General features: G+C 71.3%; 14 protein-coding genes and 1 pseudogene. 6 read left to right on the top strand and 9 right to left on the bottom strand.

The annotated features are described in order from the left end of the window. Window positions 1-4: 4 nt before the first annotated feature. The 5 genes and pseudogenes from SHK19_RS02500 to SHK19_RS02480 all read right to left on the bottom strand — a co-directional run bounded on the left by SHK19_RS02500 (window position 5) and on the right by SHK19_RS02480 (window position 7008). The gene (locus SHK19_RS02500; RefSeq protein ID WP_322938667.1) at window positions 5-334 is read right to left on the bottom strand and encodes a MarR family winged helix-turn-helix transcriptional regulator; all 330 of its coding nucleotides are present in this window, start codon (window positions 332-334) and stop codon (window positions 5-7) included. A gap of 559 nt (window positions 335-893) precedes the next feature. Further along, a pseudogene (locus SHK19_RS02495) lies at window positions 894-2000 on the bottom strand (MFS transporter); the annotation flags it as partial. A gap of 564 nt (window positions 2001-2564) precedes the next feature. After that, window positions 2565-4574 carry an ABC transporter ATP-binding protein gene (locus SHK19_RS02490; protein ID WP_322937738.1) on the bottom strand — a complete coding sequence of 670 codons (2010 nt, stop codon included), beginning with the start codon at window positions 4572-4574 and terminating at the stop codon, window positions 2565-2567. A gap of 95 nt (window positions 4575-4669) precedes the next feature. Next, window positions 4670-6415, bottom strand: coding sequence for an ABC transporter ATP-binding protein (locus SHK19_RS02485; protein ID WP_322937737.1), 1746 nt, complete (start codon window positions 6413-6415; stop codon window positions 4670-4672). After that, window positions 6409-7008, bottom strand: a complete 600-nt coding sequence (locus SHK19_RS02480) for a TetR/AcrR family transcriptional regulator (RefSeq protein WP_322457702.1) — start codon at window positions 7006-7008, stop codon at window positions 6409-6411. The genes SHK19_RS02485 and SHK19_RS02480 overlap by 7 nt, the downstream gene beginning before the upstream one ends. 101 nt (window positions 7009-7109) lie before the next feature. On the opposite strand from SHK19_RS02480, the gene SHK19_RS02475 reads away from it, so the two are divergent. The 3 genes from SHK19_RS02475 to SHK19_RS02465 all read left to right on the top strand — a co-directional run bounded on the left by SHK19_RS02475 (window position 7110) and on the right by SHK19_RS02465 (window position 10345). After that, window positions 7110-8009 (top strand): GNAT family N-acetyltransferase, encoded by a 900-nt coding sequence (locus SHK19_RS02475; protein ID WP_322937736.1) that lies wholly within the window; start codon window positions 7110-7112, stop codon window positions 8007-8009. 14 nt (window positions 8010-8023) lie between these two features. Further along, complete coding sequence (locus tag SHK19_RS02470) at window positions 8024-8908, top strand: GNAT family N-acetyltransferase (protein ID WP_322937735.1); 885 nt, start codon at window positions 8024-8026, stop codon at window positions 8906-8908. Between the two features lie 141 nt (window positions 8909-9049). Continuing rightward, entirely contained in the window at window positions 9050-10345 is a 1296-nt protein-coding gene (locus SHK19_RS02465; RefSeq protein WP_322937734.1) for a serine/threonine-protein kinase, read from the top strand. Window positions 10346-10510: 165 nt separating this feature from the next. Here SHK19_RS02465 and pdxH read toward each other — a convergent pair whose 3' ends face one another. After that, on the bottom strand, window positions 10511-11164 hold the full coding sequence (gene pdxH, locus SHK19_RS02460) for a pyridoxamine 5'-phosphate oxidase (RefSeq protein WP_322457698.1): 654 nt from the start codon (window positions 11162-11164) through the stop codon (window positions 10511-10513). 62 nt (window positions 11165-11226) lie between these two features. On the opposite strand from pdxH, the gene SHK19_RS02455 reads away from it, so the two are divergent. From SHK19_RS02455 to SHK19_RS02445, 3 genes are all read left to right on the top strand, one after another. Continuing rightward, window positions 11227-12330, top strand: coding sequence for a citrate synthase 2 (locus SHK19_RS02455; protein ID WP_322457697.1), 1104 nt, complete (start codon window positions 11227-11229; stop codon window positions 12328-12330). Between the two features lie 601 nt (window positions 12331-12931). Beyond that, the gene (locus SHK19_RS02450; RefSeq protein WP_322937733.1) at window positions 12932-14275 is read left to right on the top strand and encodes an HNH endonuclease signature motif containing protein; all 1344 of its coding nucleotides are present in this window, start codon (window positions 12932-12934) and stop codon (window positions 14273-14275) included. Window positions 14276-14354: 79 nt separating this feature from the next. Then, window positions 14355-14948 carry a GNAT family N-acetyltransferase gene (locus tag SHK19_RS02445; protein WP_322937732.1) on the top strand — a complete coding sequence of 198 codons (594 nt, stop codon included), beginning with the start codon at window positions 14355-14357 and terminating at the stop codon, window positions 14946-14948. A 3-nt stretch (window positions 14949-14951) separates the two neighbouring features. Here SHK19_RS02445 and SHK19_RS02440 read toward each other — a convergent pair whose 3' ends face one another. From SHK19_RS02440 to SHK19_RS02430, 3 genes are read right to left on the bottom strand one after another with little or no spacing between them, the layout of a single operon-like run. Then, window positions 14952-15515, bottom strand: a complete 564-nt coding sequence (locus tag SHK19_RS02440; protein ID WP_322937731.1) for a hypothetical protein — start codon at window positions 15513-15515, stop codon at window positions 14952-14954. 53 nt (window positions 15516-15568) lie between these two features. Beyond that, window positions 15569-16219 (bottom strand): response regulator transcription factor, encoded by a 651-nt coding sequence (locus SHK19_RS02435; RefSeq protein WP_322937730.1) that lies wholly within the window; start codon window positions 16217-16219, stop codon window positions 15569-15571. Then, entirely contained in the window at window positions 16216-17325 is a 1110-nt protein-coding gene (locus SHK19_RS02430) for a sensor histidine kinase (RefSeq protein WP_322457692.1), read from the bottom strand. Before SHK19_RS02430 ends, SHK19_RS02435 begins: the two co-directional genes overlap by 4 nt. Window positions 17326-17332 lie beyond the last annotated feature (7 nt).

Genomic DNA, 17332 nt, shown 5'->3' with positions numbered 1-17332 from the left:
CGCGCTAGGGCGGTGACCCGCCCTCGCCGCCGAGGGCCTCGTTGTAACGGGCCAGGGTGCCGGCGAACGCGCGGATCTCGTCGGCGGCCCACTCCCCGAGCCGCTCGTCGAAGAACTTGCGCCGGTGCTCGGTGACGTCCTGGAACCGGCGGGCGCCCTCGGCGCTGACGCTGATCAGGGTGGCGCGGCCGTCGTCGGGGTCGGGCGTGCGGTCGACCAGCCCGAGGTCGACGAGGTGCTGGAGCTGGCGGCTGATCGCGCCCTTGTCGAGGTCGAACACGGTGGACAGCGCCGACGCCCGGATCGGGCCCTCGTCGAGCACGTAGCCGAGCATGAGGTACGACGCCGACTGCAGGTCGGGGTGCACGGCGCGCGCCCGCTCGGCGATCACCCGGCGTACCCGCCGGATGAGCACGCCGACCTCCTGCTCTACCTGGCGGAGCGCGTCGACGCGGTCCGGGTGCCCGTCCTCGCGCTTCGGGGTGGATGTCATCGGGACGCCTCCTCGAGGTCGCCGGTCGCCTGGGGGACGCCTCGACCGGACCGACGTTGGTCCGCAGCGGCGACTCCTTGATGAACAGCACGCACACCAAGGCAACCACGGCGAACGGCAGGGCGATGAGGAACAGGTGCCCGGTCGCGGTGCCCATCGCCGCCTCGTAGAGGGCCTGGACCTGGGTCGGCAGGGCATCGAGGTCGGGGATGTCTCCGGTGGAGTGCTCCAGGCCGGACAGCTGCTCGGGGCTCAGCTTGCCGTCGGCCGCCAGCGTGGCGATGCCGTCCTTGACCTGCGCGGAGGTCTGGTGGGCGAGCACCGCGCCGAGCGCCGAGACACCGATCGAGCCGCCCATCGAGCGGAAGAACGCGACCACGGAGCTGGCGGCGCCGAGGTCCTTCGGGTGAGCGGTGTTCTGCACGGCCAGCACGAGGTTCTGCATGGTGGCGCCGATGCCGAGGCCGACCACGAGCATGGAGCCGGCGACGACGGTCAGCGGAGTCTCCGCGTCGATGGTCGCCAGCAGCGCGAGGCCGATGATGACCAGCACGGTGCCGCCGACGAGGTAGCGCTTCCACAGGCCGGTCGCGGTGATCAGCCGTCCGGTCAGCGTGCTCGACACGAGGAGCCCGCCCACCATCGCGATCGACATCAGGCCGGCCTCGGTCGGTGTCATCCCGCGCGCCAGCTGGAAGTACTGACCGAGGTAGACCGTCGCGCCGAACATCGCCACGCCGATCATCACGGACGCTGCCGTCGCCAGCGCGATGGTGCGGTCCTTGAACAGCCGGAGCGGGATCACCGGCTCGCTCGCGACCCGCGCCTCGACGTACAACGCCGTCGCGACGAGCGCGAGTCCTCCGCCGACCATGAGCGCCGTCGTTCCCGACAGCCAGGCGAAGTCGGTGCCGGCCAGCGACACCCACACCAGGATCACGCTGACCCCGGCCATGATCAGCGTCGCGCCGACGTAGTCGATCGAGACGTCGTCACGGCGCAGGACGGGCAGGTGCAGCGTCTTCTGCAGTACGACGAACGCGAGCACCGCGATCGGGAGACCCACGAAGAAGCAGCCCCGCCAGCCCAGCGGGCTGTCGACGATCACGCCGCCGAGCAGCGGTCCGCTGACCGTGGCCGTCGCGAACACCGCGCCGATGTAGCCGCTGTAGCGGCCTCGCTCCCGCGGCGACACCATCGACGCGATCACGACCTGCACCAGCGCGGTCAGGCCGCCGATGCCGAGCCCCTGGATCGCGCGGGCGCCGATCAGGACGCCCATGTTCGGCGCGAAGGCAGCGACCAGCGAGCCCAGCGAGTAGATGACGAGGGCCGCCTGGACGAGCAGCTTCTTGCTGGTCAGGTCGGCGAGCTTGCCCCAGATCGGAGTGGTCGCGGTCATCGTCAGCAGGGTGGCGACCACGACCCAGGTGTAGCCGGTCTGGCTCCCTTGGAGGTCGGTCACGATCGCCGGCAGCGCGTTGGTGACGACGGTGCTCGACAGCATCGCCACGAACATCGCGAGCAGCAGCCCGGTCAGGGCCTCCATGATCTCGCGGTGCGACATCTGGCCGTGCTGCTCGGCGGCGGCTGGCTGGGTCACGCTGGCGTCGCCTCGGTCCACTCGGATGATTGGTTGCTAGAGTCAACCATATTCGAGATTGGTTGACGTCGTCAACTTGTCACCGCTACTCGAGACGCCGTGAGCGGAGGATCGCGGGCGACCGAGGGCACCGGGTCTCGATACGCCCGTCGCCTACTCGACCTCCCACCCCGGTCTCCGGCCTCGCAGGCTCGGCCGGAGGGGTGTGAAAACGCCGGCGACCCGCAGGCGTGGTCCGGGAGGACCGCACCGGGGGACGTGCCCGGTTCACCTGCGGGTCGGGTGGCTGCTGTGGATTGGCCGGCAGCCCGGCTTCAGAGATCGGGGTGATCCCACCCCGTCGCTGGGGTCGCCTAACCGGCAACCACCTCACGCGTCCTATAGGAATACATTCCTCGGATCACCTCCTTTCTCGTGTACGAAGAAGGTAGGTCGCCGATGGTCAGAAACAAAGTGATTTAGACCCAGTCAGACCCCAGCCGCGGCGAACTGGGCTGCGTGCAGCCGGGCGAAGGCACCGTCCCGCTCGAGCAGCTCGGCGTGCGACCCCTGCTCGACGATCCGGCCGTGCTCCATGACCAGGATCAGGTCGGCGTCGCGGATGGTCGACAGCCGGTGCGCGATGACGAACGACGTCCGGTCGGTCCGCAGCGCCGCCATCGCGTGCTGCAGCAGCAGCTCGGTGCGGGTGTCGACCGACGACGTCGCCTCGTCGAGGATCAGCAGGGCCGGCTGGGCGAGGAACGCCCGCGCGATCGTGACCAGCTGACGCTCACCGGCGGAGAGGTTCGAGCCCTCGTCGTCCACGCGGGTGTCGTAGCCCTCGGGCAGCGAGTGCACGAAGCGATCGACGTACGTCGCCCGCGCGGCCTCGCGGATCTCCTCCTCGGTCGCGTCGGGCCGGCCGTAGGCGACGTTGTCGCGGATCGTGCCCTCGAACAGCCAGGTGTCCTGGAGCACCATGCCGATCCGGCTCCGGAGGTCCGCGCGCGGCATCGCCGTGATGTCGACGCCGTCGAGGGTGATCCGGCCGGCGTCGAGCTCGTAGAACCGCATGATCAGGTTGACCAGCGTGGTCTTGCCCGCGCCCGTCGGCCCGACGATCGCGACCGTCTCGCCCGGCCGGGCGACCAGGGACAGGTCCTCGATCAGCGGCTCGGCCGGGTCGTAGGAGAAGGACACACCCTCGAAGCGAACCTCGCCAGCCTCGTCGGTCGAGGAGGCCATCGGCTGGCGGGTGGCACGGTCACCTTGCGGTGGTGGCGTCACGAGACCCTTGTCCGACACCTCCTCCTCGGCGTCGAGCAGCTCGAAGACGCGCTCAGCGGAGGCGACACCGGACTGCAGCAGGTTGGCCATGGAGGCGATCTGGGTGATCGGCTGGGTGTACATCCGCGAGTACTGGATGAACGCCTGCACCTCCCCCAGCGTCATCGTGCCGCTGGTCACCCGGAGGCCGCCGATCACGGCGATCACGACGTAGTTGAGGTTGCCGATGAACATCATCACCGGCATCACCAGGCCACTGACGAACTGCGCGCGATAGGACGACTCGTAGAGCTGCTCGTTGGCCTCGGCGAACTCCGCCTCGACCGCCTTCCGGCGGCCGAACACGGTCACCAGCGCGTGCCCGGAGATCGCTTCCTCGACCTGCCCGTTGAGCCGGCCGGTCTGGCGCCACTGGTTGATGAACTGGCTCTGCGAGCGCTTCATGATCTGGCCGGTCACGACCATCGCGAGCGGCACCGAGACCAGTGCGATCATCGCGAGCAGCGGCGAGACCCAGAACATCATCCCGAGCACGCCGACGACGAGCATCAACGACGTGAGCAGCTGGCTCATCGTCTGCTGGAGGTTCTGCGCGACGTTGTCGATGTCGTTGGTGACCCGGCTGAGCAGCTCGCCGCGCGGCTGCCGGTCGAAGTACGACAGGGGCAGCCGATGGATCTTCTCCTCGACGTCCGACCGCATCCGGCGGACGGTCTCCTGCACGACGTCGTTGACCAGCCAGCCCTGCAGGAAGCCGAGCACCTGGCCGACGACATAGATCGCGAGCACCAGCAACAGCACCTGCCCGACCTCGCCGAAGTCGACGCCCTGCCCGGGCACGATGTCGAGGCCGCGCAGGAAGTCGGCGAGCTGGTGGTCGCCGCGCCCCTCGGCCGCGGCGACGGCGTCGGCCTTGGTGGTCCCCTCGGGCAGCTGCTCGCCGACGAAGCCGTTGAAGACGATGTCGGTGGCCTTGCCGAGCAGCCACGGCCCGACGGCGACGGAGGCAACGCTGCCGGCGGCCAGCAGGAGCACGGCGACCGCCCGCCAGCGTGCCGGCCGCAGCAGCCCGAGCAGCCGCCGGCCGGAGGCCCGGAAGTCGTGGGCCTTCTGGCCCACCATGCCGCCGCCCATCGGGCCACGGCCGAACCCGGGCCCCTGCACGACCCGCTCGGTCTGCTTCAAGGTGTCGGGCTTCGTGGCGGTCATGTTTTTGGGGTCCCCGCGGAGTTGTTTGGGGGATTGAAGGTGCGGGTTCCCTCCAGAGTGCGGACCGATTGGAGGAGAAGAACTCCGTGGGGTATTCATGCTGCTGCTCCGGCGATGATGCCCTGACTGGCGGCGATCTCCCGGTAGGTCGGATTGTCGTCGAGCAGCTGGTCGTGGGTGCCGCGGCCGACGACCCGGCCGTCCTCGAGCACGAGGATCTCGTCGGCGTCGCGGATGGTGGCGATGCGTTGCCCGACGATGACGATGGCGGCGTCACCGGCCGCGACCACCTCGGCCCGGAGCGCCGCCCGCAGCCGCGCGTCGGTCGCGACGTCGAGCGCAGAGAACGCGTCGTCGAAGAGATAGATCTCGGGTCGCTTCACCAGTGCCCGCGCGATCGCCAGCCGCTGCCGCTGGCCGCCGGAGACGTTCGTGCCGCCCTGGGCGATCGGCGCCTCCAGCTGCTCCGGCATCGCCCGCACGAAGTCGGCCGCCTGGGCGACCTCGAGCGCCCCCCACAGCTCGTCGTCGGAGGCGTCGGGACTGCCGTAGCGCAGGTTGGAGGCCACCGTGCCGGTGAAGAGGTAGGCGCGTTGCGGGACCAGGCCGATCCGCGACCAGAGCAGCTCGGGATCCAGGTCGCGCACGTCGACGCCGTCGACGAGGACCCGGCCCGTCGTCGCGTCGAGCAGCCGGGGGACCAGGTTGACCAGCGTCGTCTTGCCGGCACCCGTCGATCCGATCACGGCGACCGTCCGGCCGGGCCGCACCGACACCGAGACCCCGTCGAGCACGGGCGCCTCCGCCCCGGGGTAGGTGAAGCCCACGTCCTCGAGATCCAGGTGACCGGCGAGCGAGACCTCCCGCACCGGGTCGACCGGCGGTGCGATCGAGGAGTCGGTGTCGATCACCTCGGCGATCCGGTCGGCGCTGACCGATGCCCGCGGCACCATCATCAGCATGAACGTGCCCATCATCACCGACATCAGGATCTGCATCAGGTAGGCGAGGAACGCCGTCAGCGCGCCGACCTCCATCTGCCCGTTGTCGACCCGGTGGCCGCCGAACCAGATGACGCCGACGCTCGCGACGTTCGACACCACCATCACCAGCGGGAACATCGCGGCCATCCAGCGACCGGCACGCACCGACATCGCGGTGAGGTCGTCGTTGGACGCGGCGAACCGCTTCGTCTCGTGCGGCTCCCGGACGAACGCCCGGACCACCCGGATGCCGGTGATCTGCTCGCGGAGCACACGGTTGACGTCGTCGAGCCGCTCCTGGACCGAGCGGAACGCCGGGATCATCTGCGAGACCACGACGCCGATGCAGACGAACAGCACCGGCACGACCGCGACCACCAACCAGGAGAGCCCGAAGTCCTCCCGCATCGCCATCACGACGCCGCCGACCATCATGATCGGGATGGTCACCGCCATCAGGCAGGTCATCATCGCCAGCATCTGCACCTGCTGGACGTCGTTCGTCGCCCGCGTGATCAGTGACGGTGCGCCGTACGACGCCACCTCGCGGCTCGAGAAGGTGCCGATCCTCCCGAACACGGCGGCGCGCAGGTCGCGACCGCACGCCATCGCTGCCTGGCTGCCGTACCACGCCGACGACATCGAGCAGGCGGCCTGCACCAGCGCGACGACGAGCATGACCGCCCCGACGCGGACGATGTAGCCGGTGTCACCCTGGGCGACGCCGTTGTCGATGATGTCGGCGTTGAGGCTCGGCAGGTAGAGCATCGCGACCGTCGCCGTGAACTGAAGGACGACGATCGCCGACAGCCAGCCGCGGTAGGGCGAGAGGTACTCGCGGAGGAGTCGCATCAACACGATCCGTCGTTCCTCTCGACTCGTTCGACGCCGCGCAGGACGGTGTCGACGATCTCCTCAGGGGTGAGCAGGTTGCCGTCCGCGATCTCCCGGTGGGAGCCCGCGAAGGTCAGCAGCCGCCACACGTGCAGCACCCGCTCAGGAGGGAGCGCGAGGCGGTCGGCGTCCGGCTCGATGAGCGCGAGCAGGCGGCGGCGTACCTCCTCCAGGCCACGGACAATCTCGGGCCGGCCGTGGAGGTGCTGCGGCGGCCCGACGGCGCCCAGGGCCCGCATGAGCTGGAAGATCGCCAGGAACCGCTGCTGGAGGATCGTGGTCATCGCGAGCATCCGGTCGCGCAGCGGGAGCGCCGGGTCGATGTCGTCGAGGCGCTCGAGGACGTCGCCGGGCTCGAAGGCGCGGGCGATCGTGGCGTCGATGAGGTCGTCCTTGGAGGCGAACGCGCGGAAGATCGTGCCCTCCGCGACCCCGGCCGCCTCGGCGATGAGCCGGGTGGTGACGGCGCGTCCGTGCTCGTAGAGCAGCGGTCGGGTGGCCCGGATCAGGGCCTCCCGCCGGTCCTCGGGCGGGAGCGGCGCGGCGCGGGGCGGCATGGCCCCAAGAGTAAGTGAGTGAGTGCTCACTCACAAGTGGACGCGGCCGAGGGGGTGACTATCCGATTGCCCTTCCTGGGCCCGAGCGCCGACGATCAGGCATGGCCGTCGAGATCCGCGAACCCGACCTGTCGTCGTACGAACCGCTCGTCCAGCTGCGGGTGGACCGCCTGCCGCGGGTACGACGAGCGCAGGCCGAGTGGCCGTTCGTCCACGCCGAGGAGATGGCCTACCTCGATTTCCGAGCGGCGTACGACGGAGGCGCGCTGGTCGGGTGGGCGAACGCCCTGCGCGGCCGGTGGTTCCCCCCGGGCATCGCCATGATCAGTGTCACCGTGGCGCGGCAGCACGAGCGGCGAGGGGTCGGCGGCGCGCTCTACCGCACCCTGCTCGCATCGCTGCCACCCGAGATCGAGACGATCGGCGCAGCTATCGACGACGCGGAGACCGAGTCTCTCGACATCGCCCGCACGCACGGGTTCGAGGTCACCCAGCACGGCATTGAGTCCGAGCTGGAGCTGGTCGACCTGCCCGAGCCGCAGCCGGGCGCGGGTGTCACCCTGGAAGACGTGTCGTCGCTCGAGTTCCCCGACGAGGATGCCGTCGAGGCGCTGCTCCGCGACAGCCAGACCAACCCCGAAGCCGCCGAGGGGTTCGTCAGCACGCTCGGCAGCTTCCGCGAGATCTCCGCGAAGGCGGAGCACGGGATCGCGGCCCTCGCCCGGGTCGACGGGGCGCCGGCCGCGATCATCATCGGCGACATCGAGCAGGGCGTCCTCGGCATCGCCTACACCGGCGTGGGGCGTGCCTACCGCGGTCGGGACCTGGCGTTCACGCTCAAGCAGTACGGGCACGTGCTCGCCGCAGAGGCGGGTGCCACCGTCTGCCACACCATGAACGAGGAGAGCAACGTCGGCATTCGGCGCATCAACGCCAAGCTCGGCTACCAGGTCGTCGGCGGCGCCTACCGGCTGCGCGCTCGCCGCGAGCTGGTCGGCTGAGCGAGGATCAGCGCATGGAGATCGTGACGCCCGACCCGACGACGTACGACGCGATGCTCGACCTCCAGCTCGCGCGGATGCGTCGTTGGGAGCGGGCGGCGACGGCCGGTCTCTTCACGCAGGTCGACATCTGGGCGTTCCGCAACTTCCGCGCGGCGTACGCCGGCGACGAGCTCGTCGGCTGGGGCTTCACCGCGCGCCCGCACGTGTTTCCGCCGGACTGGGCGGTCCTCTCGGTCACGGTGGCCGCTGCTCACGAGGGCGGCGGCATCGGCAGCGCGCTGCGCGCGGAGCTGACGACGACCCTCCCGGACGCCGCCGCCACGCTCGTCGCCCTGGTCGACGACCTCGACGAGCGCGCCCTGTCGGTCGCGAAGCACTGGGGCTACGCGGTCGGGCAGCACGGGATCAACTCGACGCTGGACCTGGTCGACCTCCCGGAGCCGGAGCTGCCGGCGGGCGTGACGATCGAGGACGCCACCGGTCTCGAGTTCCCGGACGAGGAGGCGGTCGACGCGATGATCGTCGACAGCCAGACCAACCCCGAGGCGGTCGAGAACGGCATCCGCGCGCGGCTGGCGGACGCGCGGGTCGAGCAGGCCGAGCTCGAGCACCCGTTCGCCGTGCTCGCCCGGGTGGACGGCGCGCCGGCCGCGATCATCACCGGCGAGATCAAGGACGGCGTCCTGCTCATCCACTACACCGGCGTCGGCCAGGCCTTCCGAGGTCGCAACCTCGGCCTGCTCCTCAAGCAGGCGGCCCATCTCCAGGCGGCCGCGTCCGGCGCGACCCGGAGCTACACGACCAACGAGGCCGGCAACGCCGGCATCCGCCACATCAACGCGAAGCTCGGCTACCAGGTCGTCGCCGGCGACTACCGGGTCCGGCGAGCGCGCTGAGCGCCCGGTAGCCCGCGCCCGGTCATCCGGACGGATGAATTGCGGGATCGGGGCGATCGAATTATCAGGATCGGTTCCCAGCGGGCCGGCACCGTCCTACCGTTGTGCGCACGGGGGAGGACCGGAACCAAGGCGCCCAACATGACCGTCCTCGAGATGAGCCACTACGGCTGCAACACCCTGCGTCGCCTGCGCCGAGAAGCACGGCTCATCGACCCGACATGGACGCCGGACCTGGCTCCCGCCTTCGAGATCGACCGGTGCGCGGCGACACCGACGCTGATGACCGGGGACCTGCCCGACCTCACCCTGGACGACCTGGTCAGCATCTCTCCGCTGCCGGCGGCGGCCGCCCTCCACGCCTTGCGCGACGTCGCGGCCACGCTCGAGGCGATGCACGACCGCGGCCTCGCCCACGGCGACGTGCGGCCGTCCACCGTCTTCATCCTTCCCGACGGACGCTCGGCGCTCGCCAGGCCCCGGGCGGCCGACCGCGAGCCGGACCGGCCGACCGATGCCCACGACTTCGCGGTCCTCGCCTTCGAGCTGCTCACCGGCGTCCACCCGCTCTTACCGCGCGACGCGGTGGCGATGGCGAGCTCGCTCCCGATGTTGCCGAGGGCGGCGGCGGACGTGCTCGAGCTCACCCTCACCATCGACCCCGACCGGCGCCCGCTGCCGCACGCGCTGATGGTGGCGCTCGACGCCATCCCGGCCGAGGACTGGCCGACCAACGGACTGCACCGGCCGCCGTCGCAGCCGCCCGCGCCGGCACCCGTCGCCACCACTCCCCCGCTGTCCCCACCGGAGCGGCCGGCCCCCGCTCGTCTCGCGCCGCCCGTCGAGCCGGCTTCCGCCGAGCCGCCGCCCGCCGAAGAGCCACCCGCCGACGAGCGGCCTGTCCCCGACCGACCGGTCGGGCCGAGACCGATCGAGGTCAGGATCGTCCCGCCGCCGGTGAGAAGGAGCCTGTTCCGGCGGATCCTCGGGCCGTTCGTGATCTTCCTCGGCCTGACGACCGTCTTCACGGGGGGCGCTGCGGGCGCCTGGCTGCTCTTCGCCCCCAGCCCGTCCGCGAGCGACCCGGCCGCGGACCCGCCGCACGTGCGCCGGATCTCGCTGTCGGTCACGCCGCCGCAGGCGCTCTGCCCGTACGCCGCGCTGCACGTCACCGCGACGATCGTCGCCGACGGGGGTCCGGGAGATCTCGAGCTGCGCTGGCGGCTCCCCGACGGCAGTGACGCCGACCCGCAGTCGTTCACCGTCGACGGCGGGAGGACCGTGCTGCGCGCGGCGATCGACCTCACCCTGACCGGTCGCGAGCAGCTGATCGGGGAGGTCGTCGCCGTGGTCAATGGAGCCCGGGCATCCGCGCCGATCCGCTACCTGTGCCCGGGCGCGGTCGATGACCAGAGGGACCGGTCCCGCGCCATCTAGACGAGTAACTCCAAGGGATCGCGCGAGCGAGCGGCGCTCAGCGCCGCGCTGGCAAGGCGCCGATGCGAAGGCAGACTGGACGTCTTTCGAGCGTCGGCAACGCCGCCAGCGCGGATGATGAGCGTCGCGCAGCGTGCGAGACCTTGGAGTTACTCGTCTAGTGCGTCACGGAGCCAGGCGCTCGAGCACCCAGCCCGCCGCCGTACGGCGGTAGCGCAGCCGGTCGTGCATCCGGCCGGGCCGTCCCTGCCAGAACTCGAACGTCTCGGGGCGCACCCGGTAGCCGCCCCAGTCCGCCGGCACCGGCACCTCGGCGCCGGCGTACCGCGCCTCCGCCTCCGCGAACCGTGCGTCCAGCTCCGCGCGACCGGCGACGACCTGCGACTGCGGTGACGCGTGGGCGCCGAGCCGGCTGCCCCGCGGCCGCGCGGAGAAGTACGCCGACACCTCGTCGTCGGTCAGCCGCGACGCGACGCCCTCGATCCGCACCTGGCGCTCCAGCGGGTGCCACGGGAAGAGCAGCGCACAGCGTGGCTCGTGCGCCAGGTCGCCGCCCTTGCGCGAGGCGGTGTTGGTGAAGAACGCGAACCCGTCGTAGGAGAGGCCCTTGAGCAGCACGGTCCGGGCGGCTGGCTGGCCGTCGGGCGAGACGGTCGCGACGATCATCGCGTTCGGCTCGTGCAGGTGCGCTGCCTCGGCGTCGGCGAACCAGCGGCGGAACATCACCAGCGGGTCCGAGTCGGCCATGGCCTCGTCCAGCCCGGCCGCGCCGTACTCCCTGCGGAGCGTGGCCAGGTCGGGCTCGTCAGCACCAGGCATAGGCCGACCGTAGTCGGTGCGGCAGAATGCCGGTGATTCTCTCAAGTCGAAGGAGACTGCGGATGCCTGAGGTACACCACGGACTGGAAGGCGTCGTCGCGTTCGAGACGCAGATCGCTGAACCCGACAAGGAGGGGTCCGCACTCCGCTACCGCGGCGTCGACATCGAGGACCTGGTGGGTCGGGTGCCCTTCGAGAACGTGTGGGGCCTCCTCATCGACGGCAGCTACTCCCCAGGGCTGGCGCCCGCCGAGCCCTACAACTTGCCGGTGCACACCGGCGACGTCCGGGTCGACGTCCAGGCCGCGGTCGCGATGCTCGCGCCGGCGTTCGGCTTCGGCCAGACCTACGACATCAGCGACGAGCAGGCCCGCGAGGACCTCGGCCGGGTGGCCGTGATGGTGCTCTCGTACGCCGCGCAGTCGGCCCGCGGGCTCCACCAGGCGGTCGTCCCCCAGCGTGCGGTCGACGAGGGGACGACGCTGGCCGAGAAGTTCCTGATCCGCTGGAAGGGCGAGGCCGACCCCAGGCACGTCAAGGCGATCGACGCCTACTGGAGCAGTGCCGCGGAGCACGGCATGAACGCCTCCACGTTCACTGCGCGGGTGATCACCTCGACCGGCGCCGACGTCGCCGCAGCGTTCTCAGGCGCGATCGGCGCGATGAGCGGACCTCTTCACGGCGGGGCGCCGTCGCGGGTGCTCGGGATGATCGAGGACGTCGAGAAGTCCGGCGACGCACGTGCCTACGTCAAGGGCCTGCTCGACTCCGGCGAGCGGCTGATGGGCTTCGGCCACCGCGTCTACCGCGCCGAGGACCCGCGCGCCCGGGTGCTGCGCCGCACCGCCCGCGAGCTCGCCGCGCCGCGCTACGAGGTCGCCGAGGCGCTCGAGCAGGCCGCTCTCGCCGAGCTCCGCGAGCGCCGTCCCGACCGGGTGCTGGAGACCAACGTGGAGTTCTGGGCGGCGATCGTCCTCGACTTCGCCGAGGTGCCTGCCCACATGTTCACGTCGATGTTCACCTGTGCCCGCACCGGCGGCTGGTCGGCGCACATCCTCGAGCAGAAGCTCACCGGCCGGCTGATCCGTCCCTCGGCGATCTACACCGGGCCCTCCGCGCGCAAGGCCGACGAGGTCGACGGCTGGAACGCGGAGTGGGCGAGGTAGGAGCCCGCGCTGCCGCTGTTGGGTCACCACCTCTGGCAGCGGGTTACGGGTCGCGGGTGGTTGCGACCGACAGGGCTTTGGACGGGGAGCGGAGGGCCGCTGGTTGCGGGCCGCGTCCGGCTCACGGTGGGTTCGGAAGCGCCGCTGGTCGAGGAGGTCGCGCTGTGACCGTCTCGCGACCCCCTGGCCTCTGTGCCCTCGCTGCGGCCCGCAGGGGTTGCGACCGACAGGCTTTGGACGGGGAGCGGAGGGCCATTGGTTGCGGGCCGCGGCCGGCTCACGGTCTGGCGAGCGATCGGTGGTCGAGGAGGTCGCGCTCGCGACCCTCTCGCGACCCCTCTGTCCGCCGGTTGCGCGCCGCGGATGGTTGCGACCGACAGGCTTTGGACGAGGACGCGGAGGGCTGTCGATTCCTCGCCGCGGCCGGCTCACGGTGGTACGCCCCGGCCGCTGGTTGAGGTGCGAGGCGCGCTAGCGCCGAGCCTCGAAACCAAGCCGCCCGGACCACCTTCCGTCCACAACCCAAGAACGGCGGATCGCCTGTCCACAGGGGGGTTCTGAGCGTTTCGTTGTGTCGGAGGGTCGGGGTTGAATAGGCCTCATGGATCTCGGGACCGCACCCCTCTTCGACCTCGCCGCACCGGCGGTGACCCAGGTCGCCGAACCCGCGGTCCGCACCCGGTCCCAGGCGCTGCTGGCCAGCATCAAGCAGCGCCGCACGGTCATTGCCGATCAGGAGATCGCCACCGTCCGCGAGATCGCCGAATGGGCTGCCGAGCATGTCGTGGCCGAGGACGCGGCGGATGTGGCGACGTTGACCGAGCGGGGTCTGGACACCGGGCTCCCGCTGGCCGGGCCCGGCGCACCGCTGATCAGTGACTTCGCGGTGATGGAGCTCTCCGCGTTGTTGGGGCGGTCGCTGGACTCGGGGCGCAGCTACGTCGGCCAGGTCCTCGAGCTCGCCCACCGCCTCCCCAAGACCTGGACCCGCCTCCTCGACGGGCAGGTGCCGGTGTGGAAGGCACTCCGGGTCGCCGACGCCACCCGCCTCCTACCGCAGAATGCTGTCGGGTTCGTCGACACCCACCTGGCACCGTTCGCGCACGGGGTCACCTGGGCGCAGGTCGACCGGCTGGTCGAGGAAGCCCTCGTGCGGTACGACCCGAATGCTGCGGAGGAACGGCGCCGGGAGTCCCGGGACCACCGACACGTCCACACCGGTCTGGACCGGGTCGGCTACAACGGCACCGCCCAGGTCGACGCCACCCTGGACGCCGCGGATGCCCTCGACCTCGAACACGCGATCGCCCGCCGCGCCAAGCTCGCCGGCCAGCTCGGCGACACCGACACCCTGGACATCCGGCGGGCCAAAGCACTCGGGGAGATCGCCCGGGAGGACCTGGTCCTCGACCTCGAGGTCGCCGACCCCGACTCCGGAGAGATCACTAGGACCATTCCCGGGCGGAAGACCGAGCTCACTCTCCACCTCTCCGCCACCGACCAGACCGTGGGCCGGTTCGGCAACACCCGCACCCCCATCTCGGTGGAGCAGGTCAAGGAATGGCTCAACACCCCCCACACCACTGTGATCGTGCGGCCGGTGGTCGACCTCGCCGGCCACCAACCGGTCGACTCCTATGAGATCCCCGACCGGATCCGCCGCCAGGTCACCGGACGCGACCACCACTGCGGCTTCCCCTACTGCACCAAACCCGCCGAAGCCTGCGACCTCGACCACATCACCCCCCACGCCGGCGGCGGGCCGACCTGCGCCTGCAACCTCTCCCCGGCCTGCCGCGGCCACCACCGGTACAAAACCTCGGGCCGAACCAGCTACCGGATGCTCACCCCCGGCACCTACCACTGGACCCTCCCCACCGGGACCTACCTGGTCGACCCCACCGGCACCCACCAACTCACCGCCACACCGCCGCCCGAGGACTAGCTACCCCGCCCCACACCCCGCCACCGGCGGGGCCAAAGGCACGTCCGCGTGCCGTGGCCGTGGTCGATACGGTGACGCCATGGATGTCGGCGACCGCATCGCGGTGTCGGACGGCGCGGCGCCGGTGCTGACGACCGAGCGACTCCGTCTCGAGCCCGTCGGCGACCACCATCTCGAGTTCCTGGTGGAGCTCAACGCGGACGCCGAGGTGATGCGCTACATCTGCGGCCGCGGACGTACCGCCGCCGAGACGGCGGACGAGTGGCTGCTGCGTCGCGGCCCGCAGTCCGACGTCGCGCGCGGGCTGGGCTACTGGGCCGGCTTCACCGATGCCGGATTCGTCGGCTGGTGGTCCGCCAGCTCGTTCACTGGGCGGCCGGACCTCGCGGGCCTCGGCTACCGCCTGCGGCGAGCGGCTTGGGGCACCGGTCTGGCGACCGAGGGCGCCCGCGCGATGGTGGCCTACGCCTTCACCGTGCCGGGCGTCGAACGGGTCGTGGCCTCGACCATGGCTGTCAACGCTGCCTCCCGCCGGGTGCTCGAGAAGGCCGGCCTGAGGCACGTCGACACGATCTACGAGGAGTGGCGCGATCCGCTGCCGGGCTCCGAGCTCGGCGAGGTCGTCTACGAGATCCTCCGCCCGGGCGGACCCGGGCCCGATCCGTCGAGGTGACGGTCAGCGCCGGCTGACGTACCAGGAGGTCTCTCCTCGCGCCGCCTTCCGGGTGAGCGAGATGTGCACGTGGTCGCGGTGACGAAGAGTCGGCGAGCAGGTCCGGATCCGACGACAGCTCGAGCTCTTGTAGGGCTCGGCTTCGTAGCCGTCCCACGCCGAGTACATGTGGTCGTTCCAGATGACGTACATGACGCCCATCCGGCGGGCGCGGGCGTCGGTGTTGCCCGCCTTGTCGGTTGCGAAGAGGTGACGCAGGAACTGGCGTACCCGCTCTCGGTCGGCTGCCTTGGTCGCCGACACCGACCAGTCGAACGCCCGCCCCTCGTGGTGCTCGGACGTACCGTGCCGCCGGCACGAACGCGAGATCCCGCCGAAGCCGCCGCCGTACCTGCGCACGATCCAGCGCCCCAGCATGGCGGTGCCGGGCTTCGCGTGCGGCGCGCACCGGGTGGCCGGTTGGTACGACGGATAGTCCTCGATGGGCGTCGACGCCACGGCCGCCGGGAGGGCGCAGGCAACCGTCGTCACGACGGCAAGCAGCGGGGAGAGGATTCGAGCGTTCATCAGGCGCCCCACCGTAGGTCGGGTGGACGGCGGCGTCAGGGGATCGCCGGAGGTCAGTACGAAAGGCCGGACTCGATAGCCCAAACGACCAGTTGAGCTCGGTCGCGCGCACCTAGCTTCACCATCGCCCGGCTGACGTGGGTGCGGACGGTGTCCGGACTCACCACCAGCTCGTCGGCGATCTCGGCGTTCGACCGGCCGGTGGCGACCCAGCCGAGGATCTCCCGCTCGCGCTCGGTCAGGTCGTCGATCCGCGGGTGCGGCCGGGTGGCCGGGCGGGAGCCGAAGTGCTGGATCACGGTGCGGGTGACCGACGGCGCCAGCAGCGAGCCGCCGTCGGCGACGGCCCGGATCGCGCCCAGGAGGTCGGCCGGCTCGGCGTCCTTGAGCAGGAAGCCGCTGGCGCCGTGCCGGAGCGCCTCGAAGACGTACTCGTCGAGCTCGAACGTCGTCAGCATCACCACCCTCACGTCCCGGAGGTCCGGGTCCGCGGTCACGTCGGCGAGCAGCTCGAGACCGTCGCGGACCGGCATCCGGATGTCGCAGAGCACCACGTCGGGCCGGGTACGACGCAGCATGCCGAGGGCTTCCCGGCCGTCCCCCGCCTCCCCGGCCAGCTCGAGATCGGGCTCGGCGTCGATGAGGGTCGCCAGGCCCATCCGCACCAGGGGCTGGTCGTCGACGAGCGCCACCCGGATCGTCATCCGGGCAGCTCCGCGACGACTTCGAACCCGCCGCCCGCGACCGGCCCCGCCCGGAGCGAGCCGCCGAGCGCGGTCACCCGCGCGCGCATCCCGCTGATGCCCATGCCCTCATCCTGCACCGCGCCGCCGCGCCCGTCGTCGCGCACGGCCAGCACCACCCGGTCGACCCCGCGGGTCCACTCGACGGTCGCGCTGGTGGCGGCCGCGTGCCGCAGCACGTTGGTGAGCGCCTCCTGCACCACGACGTAGGCGACCTGGGCGACCGGGTCGGGCAGCTGACCGGGGCCCCCCGCGACGTCGACACGCAGGCCCGCGGCCCGCACCCGCTCGAGCAGGGCGGGCAGGTCCTCCAGCCCGGCGGACGGTCGACGTGGAGCGCTCCCCGCCATCGCCGCCAGCTCCGATCGCAGCGCCTCGAGCGACTCCCGGCTGGTGTCCCGGATCGCCTCGAGGCTGGCCCGAGCCTTCGCCGGGTCCCGGTCGAGGACGTGCAGCGCCACGCCCGCCTGCATCGCGATCACGGCCAGCCCGTGTCCGACACCGTCGTGCAGGTCCTGCGCCATCCGGAGCCGCTCCTCGGTGACGGTCCGCTCGGCCCGTTCGGCACGCGCCTCGAACCGGTTGCGGGTCGCGGTCGCGACGGCGCCCGCGGCCATGACGATCCCGAGCATGCCGACGACCTGCCACAGGCTCTTGTGCGGCTCGTCGGACCACCACAGCCACCGCAGCCACAGTCCGGTCCCCATCAGGGCACAAGCCGCGAGCGCGGGAGGCAGCCACGACCGCACCGGCACCGCGGTCGCGACCATGAACGTCACCGTCGGCAGCGCCAGGAAGATCGGGCCGTCGCTGTAGCCTGCGGCGAAGTACAGCCCGCAGAGCGCACCGGAGATCGGGAGCGCAGCGACCGCTCGGCGACCGGTCAGGCCGGGAAGCACCGCCGGTGCCGCTGCCAGCACCGCGAGCAGCACCCCGCCGAACACCGGGTAGTCCAGGTCGGAGCGCCGGTTGGTGGCCGCCGTCCCCAGGAGCACGATCACCAGGACCGCCCACGGCCACCACGACCGGTGGGCGCGCGAGAGGTCGGCCGCGGTCAGGTGGGACATGACAGCG

Origin of the sequence: Nocardioides bizhenqiangii (assembly GCF_034661235.1) — a bacterium.
Lineage (GTDB): Bacteria > Actinomycetota > Actinomycetes > Propionibacteriales > Nocardioidaceae > Nocardioides > Nocardioides bizhenqiangii.
This window is presented reverse-complemented; position numbering and strand designations above follow the sequence as displayed.

Coding starts and splice junctions, on each gene's coding strand:
- SHK19_RS02440 (WP_322937731.1), bottom strand. CDS start 15,515: ATGAACGCTCGAATCCTCTCCCCGCTGCTTGCCGTCGTGACGACGGTT.
- SHK19_RS02455 (WP_322457697.1), top strand. CDS start 11,227: ATGCCTGAGGTACACCACGGACTGGAAGGCGTCGTCGCGTTCGAGACG.
- SHK19_RS02490 (WP_322937738.1), bottom strand. CDS start 4,574: ATGACCGCCACGAAGCCCGACACCTTGAAGCAGACCGAGCGGGTCGTG.
- SHK19_RS02475 (WP_322937736.1), top strand. CDS start 7,110: ATGGCCGTCGAGATCCGCGAACCCGACCTGTCGTCGTACGAACCGCTC.
- SHK19_RS02470 (WP_322937735.1), top strand. CDS start 8,024: ATGGAGATCGTGACGCCCGACCCGACGACGTACGACGCGATGCTCGAC.
- SHK19_RS02435 (WP_322937730.1), bottom strand. CDS start 16,219: ATGACGATCCGGGTGGCGCTCGTCGACGACCAGCCCCTGGTGCGGATG.
- SHK19_RS02430 (WP_322457692.1), bottom strand. CDS start 17,325: ATGTCCCACCTGACCGCGGCCGACCTCTCGCGCGCCCACCGGTCGTGG.
- SHK19_RS02450 (WP_322937733.1), top strand. CDS start 12,932: ATGGATCTCGGGACCGCACCCCTCTTCGACCTCGCCGCACCGGCGGTG.
- SHK19_RS02500 (WP_322938667.1), bottom strand. CDS start 334: ATGCTCGGCTACGTGCTCGACGAGGGCCCGATCCGGGCGTCGGCGCTG.
- SHK19_RS02445 (WP_322937732.1), top strand. CDS start 14,355: ATGGATGTCGGCGACCGCATCGCGGTGTCGGACGGCGCGGCGCCGGTG.
- SHK19_RS02465 (WP_322937734.1), top strand. CDS start 9,050: ATGACCGTCCTCGAGATGAGCCACTACGGCTGCAACACCCTGCGTCGC.
- SHK19_RS02480 (WP_322457702.1), bottom strand. CDS start 7,008: ATGCCGCCCCGCGCCGCGCCGCTCCCGCCCGAGGACCGGCGGGAGGCC.
- pdxH (WP_322457698.1), bottom strand. CDS start 11,164: ATGCCTGGTGCTGACGAGCCCGACCTGGCCACGCTCCGCAGGGAGTAC.